Here is a 14,932-nt window from a genome sequence, read left to right on the forward strand (position 1 = left end):
TTCATTGGCAGTTTTTCAGCGAGTCCCATTGACACGGCGAAACCGTTGCATTCCGTGATGACTGGTTGTTTGCCCGTTTTCTGGCCACAGGATGCGCATTAAATGTGCATTTATGTTGCAGCGCACATTTTATCATCATATTTGCTGGTCTTTAGGTGATGGCCAGTTTTTATTGTGCAAATCGTCAACAATTTTGTAGAAATAAATGACCACCCAACAGACATAAGTAATGAAAGTATCGCCACGATGGGCAAGGCCGACCAAACCGGCAGCTATAAAGGCAGTGACAAACTGCGCCCGGAGGAAATGATCTATCACGAGATGCTCGACGCGATCCTTGATCGCCGTCTGGAGCCCGGCATGAAGTTGGTTGAGGAAGATCTTGCCAAGACCTTTGGCGTCAGCCGCGCACGCATTCGCGCGACCTTTCTGCAGCTTGCCCATGACAAGTTGATCAATCTCGTTCCCAACCGTGGCGCCTTTGTCGCCGAACCGACCATTGACGAAGCCATCGAGGTCTTTTCCGCACGCCGCATGATCGAGGATGGCGTTGCGCGCAAAGTCGCGACCAGCATGACCGATGAACGCGCCGCACAGATCAAGGCGCATCTGGATCGCGAACATGATGCCCATCATCGCGGCGACCATCGCGCGGCCATCATTTTGTCGGGCGAGTTCCATCTGCTGCTGGCACGTCTTAGCGGCAACCTGGTAATCGAGGAATTTCTCGAACGCCTGATCCTGCGCACGTCGCTGATTATTGCCATGTATGCAAGCCCGCAGCCTGTTGATTGCTCGCACAGCGAACATGACCAGTTGCTCAATGCGCTGCTTAGCGGTGATCCCGACGTCGCCGCCGCGGAAATGTCGCGCCACCTTGACGCCATCCGCGACCGCCTGCAATTACAGCGCCCCAAACCCGGCAAGACCGACTTCGCCAGCATCTTTGGCCGCGTGCCAACATCCGAAGCCAGCTGACACCAGCCAGACCCAGCAAAAATACACCCAAAACACAAATGGCCCGCAAAACGGGCCAGGTTGACATTTGTGAGCAATCCTCACCTTTCCGGCCAACGGAAAGTCATATCTGGTTGTCCGCTGTAAAACAGACCGGAAATCCTGGAGAACCACCGCAATCACCTACAATTGCGCCGCGATGATGTCTCATCGCGCTGTGTCCGCACTCACCCTGCGATCAGCTTTCTTCAGCTACGTAAATCAAGATGCGAGATGGAATTTCTAATATATTCAATCGATTGATATATTTTGTATAAAATATTCGAAATTTTGATTTTGGCTTGTTATGGTCCGCGCTTGCTGGTTGCGCGACGGCATCTGTTATTATCATATTGTATGATGTTTACATCGCCAGTTTGAAAATCTAAGCTGCGCCCAGTTTATCAGACTGCGCCATCTGGCTTGTTCCTGCCCGCTTTTGCCGGTTGCATTTTCAGGTTGGACAGAACTGCGCAGTCACATCAGGTACAGGACTTAACCCCACAGGAGACTCCCACATGTTAAGTGGAAAGCATTACATCGCAGGCGAATGGCTCGATGGCCCGGATGTATTTCAGGCAGACAACCCGTCGACGGGTGACAAGCTCCCGACGAAGTTCCAGCACGGCACCGAGGAACTTGTTGATCAGGCCGTTTCCGCGGCACAGGCTTGTGCGGAAGAATTCGCTGCCATGCTTCCGGCCAAACGTGCCGGGTTCCTGCGCGCTATTGCTGATGAAATTGATGCACGCGGTGATGAGATTACCGAAATCGGCAATCTTGAATCGGCCCTGCCCGCAGCACGCCTGACCGGTGAGCGCGGTCGTACTGTTGGTCAGTTGCGCTTCTTTGCGGACTGGATCGAAGAAGGTTCATGGCTCGAAGCCCGTATCGAAACCGCGCAACCTGATCGTCAGCCGCTGCCAAAGCCCGACATCCGCGTGATGAACAAGGCGCTTGGTCCGGTTGGTGTGTTTGGTGCCTCGAACTTCCCGCTGGCGTTTTCGACCGCGGGCGGTGACACCGCATCGGCACTGGCTGCCGGTTGCCCGGTTGTCTTCAAGGGCCATGCTGCCCATCCGGGCACCTCAGAAGTCGTTGCCAAGGCCATTGAAGCAGCCGTGGAAAAGACCGGCATGCCCAAAGGCGTATTCAGCCTGATTCATGGCGGTACGCGCAAGGTTGGTCAGGCACTTGTCGCCCATCCGCTGATCAAGGCCGTTGGCTTTACCGGGTCGACCGGTGGCGGTCGTGCGCTGTTTGATATTGCCGTATCACGCCCGGAACCGATCCCGTTCTATGGAGAACTGGGCTCGAACAACCCGGTCTTCCTGCTGCCCAAGGCAATGGGTGAAAAGGCCGCCGACATTGCCAAGGGCTGGGTGGCGTCACTCACCATGGGTGTGGGCCAGTTCTGCACCAACCCGGGTCTTCTGATCGCGCTTAAGGGTGCGGATCTTGATACCTTTGTCGATACCGCCGCAAGCGAGCTCGGCCAGATTGGCGGCACCGCGATGCTGACTGACCGTGTCTCAAGCGCCTATCACGAAGTGACCGACGCCATGACCAAACATGGCAAGGTTACCTGCGCGCTGAAACGCCGTGACTCTGATGGCAAGTTTGAAGGCAGCCCGGCGATCTTCCGCACCACGGCAGCTGACTGGAAAGCCAATCCGGAACTGGCCGAGGAAATGTTCGGCCCGGCTGGCATCATTGTCGAATGTGACTCGGTCGAAGAAATGGTTTCGCTGTCCGCCACCCTGATCGGTCAGTTGACCGCGACCATCCACATGGTCGATGGCGATGCCGATACCGCCGCTGCCCTGCGTCCGGCACTGGAAAAATGTGCGGGTCGTATCCTGATCAATGGTTGGCCGACCGGTGTTGAGGTCTGCCATTCCATGGTCCACGGCGGCCCGTATCCGGCAAGTACGGATTCGCGTTCGACCTCCGTCGGCTCGCTTGCCATCAAGCGTTTCATCCGTCCGGTCTCTTATCAGGCTTTCCCGGATGCCTTGCTGCCCGACCCGATCAAGGATGCCAACCCGCTGAACATCCCGCGTCTGGTCAATGGCAAATGGCAGATGCCAGGCTAACCGGTCAGAGATGACACATTTTGAAGGGGCGCGGTTTGGCTATCGCGCCCCTTTGCTTTTTGGGCCAGCGATGATCACGATACTTTGTATGCACTTTGTATGCCGTCATGATCTATGCGCCGCTACCATGGGTGTCGTAAACCGTAAAACACCGCCCAAACCGCAGAGCGAGCCTGGCCCATGAACAAGAAATACACCGGAAAGTGCCTTTGCGGAAACGTCAGCTATATCGCGGACGGACAGCCGAAAGTTGTCGCACAATGTCATTGTGAAGAATGCCGTCGCCTAAGCGGTACCGGTCATACAGTTGGTGCAATGTTCCCGTCCGATGCCGTTTCGGTGACGGGGAAAGTGTCCCAGTTCAAATACCTGTCAGGCAAGGGGTCGGAGGTGACCAAAGCGTTTTGCGCAACCTGCGGCAGTCCGGTCTATGGCACAAACACGCGCACCCCTGACCACATAACCCTGACACTTGGCACCATGGATGATGCGTCCGGGCTGGGCATTGAAGTTGTTGTTTTCGAGCGGGACAAACCCCACTGGGACCAGCTTGACGAGAACGTCATTTCCTTTCCAGCGCAGCCGAACTGGAAACCGCAAAACTGAACTGAAGCCATCTCAGGCATCGCGCGGCACACCGGCCGGATCCTCGCTGCCACGGTGATATTTAAATGTACCGGTCGATGTTCCGATCACATCACCTGCCGCGTTATAGGCAGTTGCCTCGGTAAATACCACCTTACGCCCTCCGCCCTGCTTGCGGGCAACCACACGCACCACGCCCTGTTTTGCCATGCCCAGAAAATTGGTAGTCAGTGACAGGGTCAGGGATTTGCGCACATTTCCCGGCACCGGGCAGAAACAAATCGCATATCCCGACGCCGTATCCATCAGGGTCGTCAAAACCCCGCCATGCAGAATTCCCGCACGGTTACAGTGATGGTTTTGCACATCAAGTTCGATCACCGCATGGTCTTCGGCCCATTCCACCAACCGATAGCCAAGATGATCCTGCAAGCCGCTGCCATGAGCCTGCTCAAAGGCAAGATTATCATTCGAACCGGTCATTTACGGGCCACCTCTGTGATCAAGAATTCCCAAGCTATAACAGAAATCTGTATCGCCCGAAAACAGCGTTGAGTCGCCGCGTCAGATGGCACCAAAGCCCGCCAATCCAATCCTGTTTTTCGCGGAACTGCCTAAGTGTTGCGCGGCGCAACATAAAATAACGTATTATTTTCAATACATTAAATATACCGTTCTCCAACCAAGAACGGGATAGCGGTGAAACGAGAATAGTCGCAGGCAGGGGCGTTTGCTATTTCTGAAATCACCCCAGACACAGACGATGTCGCAAAGGATTAAAGCCATGACGACGATTGCTTATAAAGACGCAACCAGCATTGAACGTGAAGTCCGTATCGGTTGGTTCACCAGCCTTGTGCGCGCCCTTCAGGTTGCCGTGATCATGAAAGCATCCCAGGCCAAGAACCACGCAGAACTGACTGCGGACTGGAACAAGGCATGGCGTCAGGTTGAGGGTTAATTCCCCTCGTTTGAGGTTGGTGCGACGGTCCTTGAATCATCGCACCCTCAAACTGCTTGACGCTTCGGGTTGAACCACCGACAACGGTTCCATGCAAAAGTTTGATATTGTGACCATCCGGCTTTTTGTCGCCATCGTGCGCGCCGGAAGCATCAATGAAGCCGCCCGGCGCGAACATATCGCGACTTCGGCTGTTTCACGCCGCATTGGCGAACTTGAAGCCATGCTGGGCGTCAAACTTTTGCGCCGCCTGCCACGCGGGGTCGAACCGACCGAAGAAGGCGCGATCTTTGCCCGTTACGGCGAAAAGCTGTTGGGCGACCTGAACCATCTTTCCAATGAATTGCGCGATTTCAACGCCGGTGAAAAGGGCAAAATCTATCTTGCCACTGTTACCTCGGCGATCCTGACCGGCTTGCCGTCCTTTTTGGCCGATTTTGAACGCGATTTCCCACATATCACGGTCGATGTTCGCGAACTGACGTCACGCGAAAGTGCTGAATCCGTGCGTGAAGGTCGCGCTGATCTGGCAATTCTGGCCGATAACAGTCCGCTTGGCAGTCTGGCCCATGATGTATTTTGTGATGATCCGATCTGGGTGGTGACGCCCAAGGGCCACCCTTTGATCCCCAATGCCGACAATCCAAAACCCGTGAAATTTTCTGAAGCCGCGAAATACGACATCATTTCGCTGTTTGAAGGCGGGGTGATTGACGATCTGATTTCAGAAGCCGCAGCCAAATTAAAACTCGACATGCACCCGCACATTCGCGTGGTGCGTTTTGGATCGCTACGTCAGATGATTGCAGCCGGTCTTGGCATCGGCTTTTTGCGCAAAAGCTCTGTCGCGGGATATCTGGGCCATATGAATATCGCCGGCGCCCCAATTGCCGACGACTGGGCCAAACGCCAGTTGCTCATCGCCCATGAGGGTGATGCCAACCTGACCAGTGCAGCACGGTTGTTTCGCGATTACCTTCTGCGAAAATCGGGTGAAACCCGCTTCAAACCGGTTTTGGGTTAATCAAGGCTATTCCTGCTTGTCAGGCCGAACGTTGCGCCCGTTCCGCCCACAAATCCTGTCCGGTCGGCCCCAGGGGCACAGCTGTCCCGCCAAACCGTGCGACATGTCGCTCGGCTTCATCCAGAACCAGGCCGGGTAATTCGGACCACTGCCCGATGGGCGGCAGGACCTCGATCATTTCGTTGGGTTTGGCATCGATCAGTTCAGGCAGATCGTCGCGGGCATGCGTCCCGCCACCGGCCAGCATCGGGATAACCATCGTCTGACGGTGTGAAGCAATATCACGCCAATCGGCAAGCGATGGTGATCCTTCAACATTGCCAATGCAAATTTCCGCCCCGACACAAATCCGGCCTAACCGGTCTGCCAGACGCACGGTTTCGGGCAAGGATTGCGTCAAGGTCTTCAGGCCGTGCGGCACAAGGAAGACAGAGGTATCTGCAAGATCCCAGTCCCGCTTGCGCGCCGTGGCATGGATCCGCGCGGCGATCATTTCGCTAAAGCCGGGCAGATTGATCGCAGGCGGCAAAATGACACTGTCGCTCAGTCCTGCCTCATGCAGCTTGGACGGCAGTTCTTCGAACACCAGATAGCCTTCGCTAAAGAAAAGCGGGAAAACAATCAGGCGGTCGGCATCGCCAGATGCCTTGAGCATTTCAAGCTGATCGCTGACCGCAGGCTGGCTTCGCATATAGCCATGGCTGACCAGACCGTTCCAGTCAGGCGCAATCGTTCTGGCAAGGTCGCCCGCCGGGTCGCCGCCGTTACCGCTGTTGCCATGGGACACCATCATCAGTGTCGGCATTTCGAAATCAGTCATGCCAGTCACCATAATTGCTTACATTAGAGCGTAGTTTGATATACGCGTCATGCAACCGTCTGGATCGCTAGATGACCAGAATGCAGTGAATTTTCAGGGCAAGACTACTGAACAAGATCCCATCGCGGTTGATCGCCAAAACGATCCTGAATGAATTCGACAAGTAACCGAATACGCGCGGCAAACTGGCGACTGGGCGGATATAGAAGATACAGCGTCAACGGATCGGGTGCATAGTCGCATAGAATGCTCACCAACTGGCCCGTTTGCAGTTCCGGCCCGGCGATAAAGGTTGGCAGTTCGGCAATACCCAAACCGGCCAGAGCGGCATCGCGCAAAATTTCGGCGTTATTGCAGCAAAAGGTACCATTGACCTGAATGGCCACCGGCCCGTCAGGTCCGGTCATTTTCCACCGCGCACCAGATGGCAGATTGCCGTAATGCAGACATGGCATACGCGCCAGATCACGAATGTCGGTCGGCTCCCCATGGGTTCTGATAAATTCGGGCGAGACACACAACACGCGGCGCATCGGCACGATTTCATGATCAATCAGGGCAAGGGTATCGGTCGGTCGACTGATGCGCACGGTCATGTCAAACCCGTCTGCGACCGGGTCAATAAAGTGATCATCAAGGGTCAAATCGACGCGAATATCCGGATATGCCCGCGCAAAATCAACCAATGCCGGTCCCAGATGCAGCGTGCCAAAGGACATTGGGGCATTGATCCTGATATCGCCTGAGGGGCGATCACGATGTTCACGAATGGAATCCTCGGCATCGCCAAGATCCGCCAGAATGACTTTGGCCCGCTGATAAAAAGCCTGACCACTGGGCGTGACAGATACCTTGCGCGTTGTGCGGTTCAGCAACTGAACCCCAAGATCATCTTCAAGGGCGGCCACCGCCCGATTGACCTGGGAACGTGATTGCCCGATGGCACGTGCGGCCGCGGCAAAGCTGCCTTCTTCCACCACGCGCACGAAATTCTGCAAACTGACCAGTTTATCCACGGCCTTTATTCCCGTTCACGCCTCATTGAGCCTCGATTGTTGCATATAATGCAACACAATGGCGATTATTACACGAATTGTCTCCTTTGTTGAAAAGGGTATTCTGCCTCCAACAACAGACACCCTCATGGAGGTAGACCATGCTTATCAAGGTAGATGCAGACACCCGTGGCCGTGCCCAGTTTGGCTGGCTGGATTCCAATCATACCTTTTCGTTCGGTCATTATTACGATCCGAACCGCATGGGCTGGGGCCCGCTGCGGGTGATCAATGAAGACCGGGTCATTCCCGGTGCCGGTTTTGACACCCATGGCCACAAGGATATGGAAATCATTTCCTATGTTCTTGATGGTGCCCTTGAACACAAGGACAGCATTGGCAACGGATCTGTAATTCACCCCGGCCGACTGCAGCGCATGACGGCAGGCACTGGTATTCGCCATTCCGAATACAACCATTCGAAAAGCGATCCTGTGCATTTCCTGCAAATCTGGATCATCCCCGAAGCTGCGGGTCTGGAACCGGGATACGAGGAAAAGGAGATCGCCCGACATGACACCGGATCAGGCCTGACCCTGATCGGTAGCCGTGATGGTCGTGAAAACTCGATCACCATTCACCAAAACGTCGATCTGTACGTTGCCCATCTGAGCGACGGTGAGACAGCAAAACACAACATCGCAAAAGGCCGGATCGCGTGGATACAAGTCGCACGCGGAAATCTGACTGTGAATGGCGAAACCCTTAGTGCCGGTGACGGTGTGGCCATCAAAGAAGAAGACGAAATCGTCTTTGCCGATGCCAGCAACGCCGAAGCCCTTTTGTTTGACATGGCGGCCTGATGTTGACGGTCGGGCTTCTGACCCGACCGGTGGCAGCAGGCATCCTTGTCTTCATGGCGATTGCAGTCTCAACCCATGTGCCAGCTGGCTCTTTCTGGAACGACGGCGGATTTGAAAGGCCCCTGATGTGGGGTCTGCCTGCCCTGTCAGTCGTCATTCAGGGCGGCGGAAAATTCTCGGCCGATCGCAAGACTGGTCGTGAATTCCAGTAATCGCGTCATTTTCGTGAACATTCTTAACGGGCTGCCCCGGGTGCAGCCCGTTTTGCTTATGTGTCTCCCCATTTGGGGATATTGCCAAAAGCAGAAAACCGCAAAGATAGCGACCGTCACCACATTTACCCGTTTACAGTTCAACCCGGTAACCGCTCATGAATGTCGCATCACCCAGAAACAGCCAGAATGATATTGAAATCGCCAACGGCCTGCGCCGTTGCAAGGGCGACAATGCCGATGGCAAACAAAACGCAGAGAAGCGCTTTTTGCTGGTCGATGACAGCATCGAACTGCGTTTCTCGGTCCGCCGGATCTTGCGCAGCGCGGGTGCCAAGCACATCGATGTCGCGGACAATGGTGAAACTGCGCTTAAGATGTTGGCTGAGGCCGGGCGCAAACAGGCCCCCTATGACGTGGTCATTATGGATTACATGATGCCGGGCATGTCGGGCATCGAAATGCTGTATGAAATAAAGCGCCGCGAAATCAAGAATGCCGAAGGCACACGCAAAATCATGCTGACCGGCTTCTATAACGCTGAACTCAACACAGAAGCCAAATCCGTTGGCGTATCAATCGTGCTGAGCAAACCGTGTGACGCGGCCAGTCTTTCGGCCGCGATCTCATAAGACGACGTCAAAAGAAATGTCGCACAACGCATCGATCATATTTGTTGATGATGACCCCTATGTCCTAAGGGGCTTGCGACGACGCATGCTGTCACGGCGTCCGAACTGGAAAATGCGCTTCTATGAAAGTGCGCAACAGGCGTTGTTGGGACTGGAACAACAGCCGGCAGACGTCGTCATTTCCGACATGCGCATGCCGTCGATGGACGGGGCGGAGTTCCTGCGGATCGTCGCAGAACGGTGGCCCCAGACATCGCGCATTCTGTTGTCTGGCTTTGCCGATCAAACAGCCATTCAGAATGGCGCTGCCGCCACCCATCATTTCCTGGCCAAACCCTGCAGCGATAGCAACATCATTCAGGTCGCCGAGCGCGGCCTGATCATGAACATATATCTGCGCGACCCGTATCTGGTTAATCTGCTTTCCATCGTTCCTGGCCATCTGATCTGGCCAACGACCTTTCGTCGCCTGCATTCGATACTGCAATTCAGCGGTCCCAGCAGCCAGGCCGAACTTACTGCTTTCGCAAAGGACCACCCGGCATTAACGGCGCTGGCCAATGAGCTTGCCCAGCGTGAACAACTCATCCCCGGGGATAGCCATCACAGCTTCATCAAACTTCTTGAAATCTTGGGCATCGAAACCATCAAGGCACTGTGTGTGCTGTGGTGCGAAATGGGACAACCTGACAATATTGATGGCAAGCAGATCAGTGTTGACCTTCATCGTCCCCTTGTCCTTGGCTTGATGGCGGCCGAAATTGCCCGACTTCGCAACCTTGAACCGAACTCCGTCGATCAGATCCGTGCCGCTGCCCTTCTGTGTCACATCGGCGATGCTTTCACTGCCCGCGCCGTGCCCGACAAACATATGGCCAGCCGCCATCTTGCAGACGTCGATAACTGCGACATCATATCAGCTGAAATCAGCGAAATGGGCTTTGCCCATCCGGCTGTGTCAGCATGCCTGTGTGCCCGTTGGGGCTTTTCCCATCAGGTCATTGAAAACATCGCGTTTCATCACCGACCGGAAGCGGCCCCGACTGCAAATTCCGAAAGCCTTCTGATTGTCTATGCGGCACAATATTTTGCCCGCAAGACAGGTATTGATGGTGCAGCATGGGCACAAAAATATGATCTGGCAGGCAGCTATATCACCAAATGCGGCGCTGGCACCGAATGGCCCGTCTGGGAACGCGCCTGCGCCGAGAAGCATGTCTCTCTGAAACGTGCCAGACACGGGGCCATCTGGCAGGGCGCATCCTGAAATCAGGTGGCGACAAACGATTTGCCCGAAACATGGCTGGCGAAGGTGGCTGGGTGTTTCAATCAGTTATCTCGGTTACTTACCGCAACAGGCTGCTAAGGTCGCTGGGCCCGTCAAGAATATCTGCATTGGCTTTATCCATGGTTGCCTTATCGGGCTTGGGCAACCGAATGATGAATTCTGCACCGTCGGCATAGTCCGCTGACAATGTCAGGTCACCGTTGAAATCATCCTGAATAAGCTTGCGGCAAATCGGTAGCCCCTGCCCGGTGCCGACCCCCCTTTCCTTGGTGGTAAAGAAGTAGTCGAAAATGCGTTCCTTAATTTCTTGTGGCACGCCGGACCCGTTGTCACGCAAACGGATATAGACATTGTCATCATCCGAATGAACCGCCAGTTCAATCCGGCCGCGTCGCTGTCCACTTTCACGAATGGACTGGGATGCATTGACGATCAGATTAATCAGCGCCTGCGACAGATGGTTTCTGCGGCCGCTGACTTCAGTAACATCCGTTTGCATGACAACATCCAGATCAGCGATATGCTTGACCTGGTTTCGGGTCAGGGTAACGGCAGTCTCAATTTCCTCTGAAATCGAAATCAGCTCGACCGCATCAGTCGTTGGATGGGCAAACTTGCGAATGCCCCGGACAATCTCGGCAATCCGGTTAAGACCCTGAATGCTTTCATCAATCGCCATGGGTACTTCTTCGGTAATGAAGTCGACCTTGTCTTTTTCAAGATTAAGCCGCGGCGGTTCGTTTGGATCCTTGCGCTCAATCGCCCCGACAAGATCGGAAAAGCTGTCTGACAGGAACTCAAGGTTGTTCTGGATATATTGCGCCGGTGTGTTGATTTCATGGGCAACACCGCCTGCCAGCGTCCCAAGGGCGTGCATCTTGGCGTAGTCGGCGGCTTCCTCGATCACTTCCTGTTCCTGCCGCGCCTTCTGGGCGGCCATATCAGCCGCAAAAATCTTCTGACGCTGCCGAATCATGAACCCGCCAAGGGCGACCATGACAATCACACCAACAAAGAACAGATAGGAAAGAATCTGAATGTCACGCTTCACGACCGAAATATTGTTGGCGTTGTATACAGAGACAAAGTTGGTGGTCCGCACCACAGCCTGCTGCAAATCCTCGTTCATCGGCTCAAGCAAGCTATACAACACGGTCAGTTTTTCTTCGGGATCGTTGATCACCGCAATCGCAGCATCGATCTGGTCGATCTGGACCTCCAGCTGTTTGATTGCTTCAGCAACTTCCGGCACCGTAAAAAGGATTTCGAACCCGTCCCCATCGCGCAGCAAGTAGACGCGGCTGACCAGAATTTCATATTCCAGCAACACCTCATCGACCGCATCATCGGTCAAACCAACCCGACCGAGTGCGGCCTCGATATCGCGCTGAACAACAAGAAACTGACGCTGAACCTGGAAAACCGCCCAAACGAAATTTTCGCGGTACTTGAAGCGCTCGTCGTCAAGCTGACGGACGATGGCGGTGGAAAAAACGCCATAAATCGCAACAAACAGGACCAATGCGATAAACATGGCCCTGCCTGACGTCTTGAAAAAGAACGACTTAATTCGCTGCATCAACCGACTTTACCTGCCAGACGGAATAAGCCCAATAAGTATCAGTCTGAAATTGTTCATCGGCATCATAGGGAAAGATCACCCAGAACGGTCCCTTTTCGCGTACCGACATCTCCGCGCCATTCAGATGATAGGCCAGAATGGCACCATCTTCACGCAGGACATTGGCCGGTACCATGACGCTGTAATCATTGAGTGCTGAAACACGAACGGTTTCCGCGTTCAGACCATAGGTATCAAACAGCAGGTCAAACGCCACACCCCGAAATGTCTGTACGCCGTCGGTCCACTCGGTCGAGGTGCTGATTTCAGTGGCCTGCAAATCCATCAGTTCCTGCAGGGTGACTTGAACCGTCTTGCCATCGGCCCTGGTCATCGAAAGCATGCTGTCTGCCCATGCCGGACCAGCAAAGAAACCAAACAATGCGACCGCAACAACGATCCGTTCAAGTGCACTTTTCATCATCGTTTTCATGCTCCATCACATGCATATACAGAGTGGTCGCCAGCTAACGTTTTTCAATCCCGGATTACCGGAAATTTGACGACATATTGATCAGCCTGACGCCCGAAGCGACGTCATTGCAGTTTCTTCCCACTGTTCGAGCGGAACCGGTGCGCCAAGATGAAACCCCTGTAGTTCCGTTATACCGTAAACCTGAAGTTTTTCTGCCACTTTCGCGCTTTCAATCCCCTTGGCCGAAATCGAAAGACCCATTTTCGAACAGACCTGTGCAATCCATTCAACAAAGGCATCATCAAGGAAATCGGTCATGATGCCGCGCACCAGATTGCGATCAAGCTTGATCCCGGCGAACACTTCATGACGCAGCAGATGCAGCGAGTTGTTGCCCGATCCGAAATCATCAATCAAAAGCCCGATGCCGCGCTCGCGCAAGCGCGCTGCACTTGCCAGCATTTCAAGATCATTGGGCAACAGTTGTTTTTCGGGAACTTCAAAGGACACATTCACACCGCGCATCCGCATCTTTTCATAGAACCGGATGATCAGTTCAAAGAATTGCGGCGTCTTGAGCGAAAAGGCCGACAAATTGACCGCAATATTGGCCTGGTCGCCCAGAAGCGCACTATAACGCGGTGCCTGATCCACCATGATCGCCATCAACTGACTGCCAAGACGGTTGATGACCGGATTGTCCTGGCAGGATTCGATGATCTCGTCGATCCCGAATTCCTTTTCAAGCGACGGCATGCGACACAAGATTTCTGCACCGCACAGACCAAGATCACTTGCGCGGAAACGCGGTTGCAAAACGGTATGGAAGTCAGCACGATCAATCGCATTGTTGACCATATGGGCCGACGGACCGATCGGCATGCTTTTGACGCCAGGATTGGTTTTAAGAATGCGATCAATCGCCTCCTTGAGCGTCGCGACCGAAACCGGCTTGGCCAGCACACGGGATACCATCGCCTGATTGATGGCCTCGCGCAAAGACAGGCTTGAAACATTGCCTGACAACAGCATCCGATGGATGTTCGGTGCCAGACGCGCTGCCTGCTTAAGGAACGTAATACCATCAAGGGCGGGCATCACCAGATCGGCAATGATCAGATCGGTCCGCGTGTGGTTCTGCGCAAGCCAGCCCAGTGCCGCCTGCCCATCCGTGTAGGTCACGAATTCAAAGCACCCCGACAGGGTACGACGTACCGCTGCGAGCAACTTTTCATCATCATCGACCATCAGAATGACGGGGCGCTGTATCTCAACCTGATCCTGCACAGGACTTCTCCGAACGCGGATTACCGCAAAAACCATCTCAGTCAGCCATGCAAAAATGCGCCGTCGACGCACAGCAGGCTTTGAAGCGTCGAAGATTAGTGTCAGACTGCCATTCTCCGACATCCCCATTTGTGGAGGGCAGTTTTAATGACGGCCAACAAGTTGGTCCGACTTGCATTTGTTGATGATGACGAAAACCTTCTGTCGTCCCATCGCCGCAATTTTGCCCGTCTGCGCCCGGACTGGGAGGGTGTCTTTCTCAATGATCCGATTGCCGCACGCGATGCCATTACGGCAGATGCTGATATCGCGGCTGTCATCCTTGATATTCACATGCCCGGCATGACCGGACTTGAACTTGCCGCAGAGCTGCGCAAGGCACGCAAGGACCTGATCATCTTGATGCTTACCGGGTATGCTGATCTGCAATCGGCACTGCTTGCGGTAAACGAGCTGGGCGTGTTTCGCTTCTATCCAAAGCCCACCATGCTCGAAACGATGCTCGATGACATCGACGCTGAAATCAAAAGCCGCCTTGGCCAAAACGAGGATACCCTGCCAACGGAATTCCTTGATCTGTTTGAGCTGGGCGTGATTGCCGTTGATGCAGACCTTAATATCCTGCACCTGAATGCGCAGGGGGCTGATGTATTGCGTCGATCATCCCTGGTGCGATCAGGTTCACAAGGGCAGCTGATCATTGATCCGAACCCCGAAGGACTGGCCGGCTTCTTGTCACCGCAGGGCAAGACTGTGCCGCGCAGTCATCAAAGTTTTTCGCTTGAACGCGATGGTGAAAAACTCTCGCTTCTGATCCGTCGGGTCCCGAAAAAAGCCGATGGCAAACAAAGCTTCATGATCATTCTGGTTGATCCGGCCAAGCAGCGCCCGCCCGCCATCGACGATCTGATGGATCTGTTTGGCCTGACACGTTCTGAAGCCAAACTGACCCAGAAACTTGCCGAAGGTCTCGCCCTTGATCAGGCCGCCGAACTTGTCGGGATTTCACATAGTTCCGCGCGCACATACCTTAAGACGATCTTTTCGAAAACCGGTGTCAACCGCCAGCCCCAGCTGATGAAAACCGTGCTCTCAAGCATTCCGTCCCTACGCTAACGCGCTGTAACTTCGACCTTA

Annotated in this window: 16 protein-coding genes; 10 read left to right on the plus strand and 6 right to left on the minus strand. The window is 54.3% G+C overall.

Going from position 1 to position 14,932, the window contains the following annotated elements:
- The first annotated feature begins 246 nt into the window (after positions 1 to 246).
- The 3 genes from AUQ43_RS14755 to AUQ43_RS14765 all read left to right on the plus strand — a co-directional run bounded on the left by AUQ43_RS14755 (position 247) and on the right by AUQ43_RS14765 (position 3,698).
- Positions 247 to 978, plus strand: coding sequence for a GntR family transcriptional regulator (locus AUQ43_RS14755; RefSeq protein WP_062956963.1), 732 nt, complete (start codon positions 247 to 249; stop codon positions 976 to 978).
- 536 nt (positions 979 to 1,514) lie between these two features.
- Complete coding sequence (locus tag AUQ43_RS14760; protein WP_062956964.1) at positions 1,515 to 3,092, plus strand: aldehyde dehydrogenase (NADP(+)); 1,578 nt, start codon at positions 1,515 to 1,517, stop codon at positions 3,090 to 3,092.
- 180 nt (positions 3,093 to 3,272) lie between these two features.
- Positions 3,273 to 3,698 (plus strand): GFA family protein, encoded by a 426-nt coding sequence (locus AUQ43_RS14765; RefSeq protein WP_084272115.1) that lies wholly within the window; start codon positions 3,273 to 3,275, stop codon positions 3,696 to 3,698.
- A gap of 12 nt (positions 3,699 to 3,710) precedes the next feature.
- Here AUQ43_RS14765 and AUQ43_RS14770 read toward each other — a convergent pair whose 3' ends face one another.
- Positions 3,711 to 4,160: a PaaI family thioesterase gene (locus AUQ43_RS14770; protein ID WP_062956966.1), complete on the minus strand. Its 450-nt coding sequence runs from the start codon at positions 4,158 to 4,160 to the stop codon at positions 3,711 to 3,713.
- Between the two features lie 301 nt (positions 4,161 to 4,461).
- Between AUQ43_RS14770 and AUQ43_RS14775 the strand changes: the two genes are divergently transcribed.
- Together AUQ43_RS14775 and AUQ43_RS14780 are read left to right on the plus strand one after the other, a co-directional pair.
- Complete coding sequence (locus AUQ43_RS14775; RefSeq protein WP_157088467.1) at positions 4,462 to 4,638, plus strand: hypothetical protein; 177 nt, start codon at positions 4,462 to 4,464, stop codon at positions 4,636 to 4,638.
- Between the two features lie 91 nt (positions 4,639 to 4,729).
- Positions 4,730 to 5,662 (plus strand): LysR family transcriptional regulator, encoded by a 933-nt coding sequence (locus tag AUQ43_RS14780; protein ID WP_062956968.1) that lies wholly within the window; start codon positions 4,730 to 4,732, stop codon positions 5,660 to 5,662.
- A gap of 19 nt (positions 5,663 to 5,681) precedes the next feature.
- Here AUQ43_RS14780 and AUQ43_RS14785 read toward each other — a convergent pair whose 3' ends face one another.
- A complete protein-coding gene (locus AUQ43_RS14785; protein WP_062957345.1) occupies positions 5,682 to 6,482 on the minus strand; it encodes a CbiX/SirB N-terminal domain-containing protein in 801 nt (266 codons plus the stop codon).
- A gap of 104 nt (positions 6,483 to 6,586) precedes the next feature.
- Positions 6,587 to 7,498 carry a LysR family transcriptional regulator gene (locus AUQ43_RS14790; protein ID WP_062956969.1) on the minus strand — a complete coding sequence of 304 codons (912 nt, stop codon included), beginning with the start codon at positions 7,496 to 7,498 and terminating at the stop codon, positions 6,587 to 6,589.
- Positions 7,499 to 7,638: 140 nt separating this feature from the next.
- On the opposite strand from AUQ43_RS14790, the gene AUQ43_RS14795 reads away from it, so the two are divergent.
- From AUQ43_RS14795 to AUQ43_RS14810, 4 genes are all read left to right on the plus strand, one after another.
- Positions 7,639 to 8,340, plus strand: coding sequence for a pirin family protein (locus AUQ43_RS14795; protein ID WP_062956970.1), 702 nt, complete (start codon positions 7,639 to 7,641; stop codon positions 8,338 to 8,340).
- Positions 8,340 to 8,552: a DoxX family protein gene (locus AUQ43_RS14800; RefSeq protein WP_062956971.1), complete on the plus strand. Its 213-nt coding sequence runs from the start codon at positions 8,340 to 8,342 to the stop codon at positions 8,550 to 8,552. Before AUQ43_RS14795 ends, AUQ43_RS14800 begins: the two co-directional genes overlap by 1 nt.
- A gap of 158 nt (positions 8,553 to 8,710) precedes the next feature.
- On the plus strand, positions 8,711 to 9,184 hold the full coding sequence (locus AUQ43_RS14805; RefSeq protein ID WP_062956972.1) for a response regulator: 474 nt from the start codon (positions 8,711 to 8,713) through the stop codon (positions 9,182 to 9,184).
- 16 nt (positions 9,185 to 9,200) lie between these two features.
- Complete coding sequence (locus AUQ43_RS14810) at positions 9,201 to 10,451, plus strand: response regulator (RefSeq protein ID WP_062956973.1); 1,251 nt, start codon at positions 9,201 to 9,203, stop codon at positions 10,449 to 10,451.
- Positions 10,452 to 10,530: 79 nt separating this feature from the next.
- Here AUQ43_RS14810 and AUQ43_RS14815 read toward each other — a convergent pair whose 3' ends face one another.
- The 3 genes from AUQ43_RS14815 to AUQ43_RS14825 form a co-directional block, all read right to left on the minus strand.
- Positions 10,531 to 12,006, minus strand: coding sequence for a sensor histidine kinase (locus AUQ43_RS14815; protein WP_062956974.1), 1,476 nt, complete (start codon positions 12,004 to 12,006; stop codon positions 10,531 to 10,533).
- Positions 12,007 to 12,037: 31 nt separating this feature from the next.
- The gene (locus AUQ43_RS14820) at positions 12,038 to 12,517 is read right to left on the minus strand and encodes a hypothetical protein (protein ID WP_232310693.1); all 480 of its coding nucleotides are present in this window, start codon (positions 12,515 to 12,517) and stop codon (positions 12,038 to 12,040) included.
- Between the two features lie 90 nt (positions 12,518 to 12,607).
- Positions 12,608 to 13,795, minus strand: a complete 1,188-nt coding sequence (locus AUQ43_RS14825) for an EAL domain-containing protein (RefSeq protein WP_062956976.1) — start codon at positions 13,793 to 13,795, stop codon at positions 12,608 to 12,610.
- Between the two features lie 147 nt (positions 13,796 to 13,942).
- On the opposite strand from AUQ43_RS14825, the gene AUQ43_RS14830 reads away from it, so the two are divergent.
- Positions 13,943 to 14,911, plus strand: a complete 969-nt coding sequence (locus AUQ43_RS14830; RefSeq protein WP_062956977.1) for a response regulator — start codon at positions 13,943 to 13,945, stop codon at positions 14,909 to 14,911.
- Positions 14,912 to 14,932 lie beyond the last annotated feature (21 nt).

This window comes from Thalassospira sp. MCCC 1A01148, assembly GCF_001613795.1.
GTDB lineage: Bacteria > Pseudomonadota > Alphaproteobacteria > Rhodospirillales > Thalassospiraceae > Thalassospira.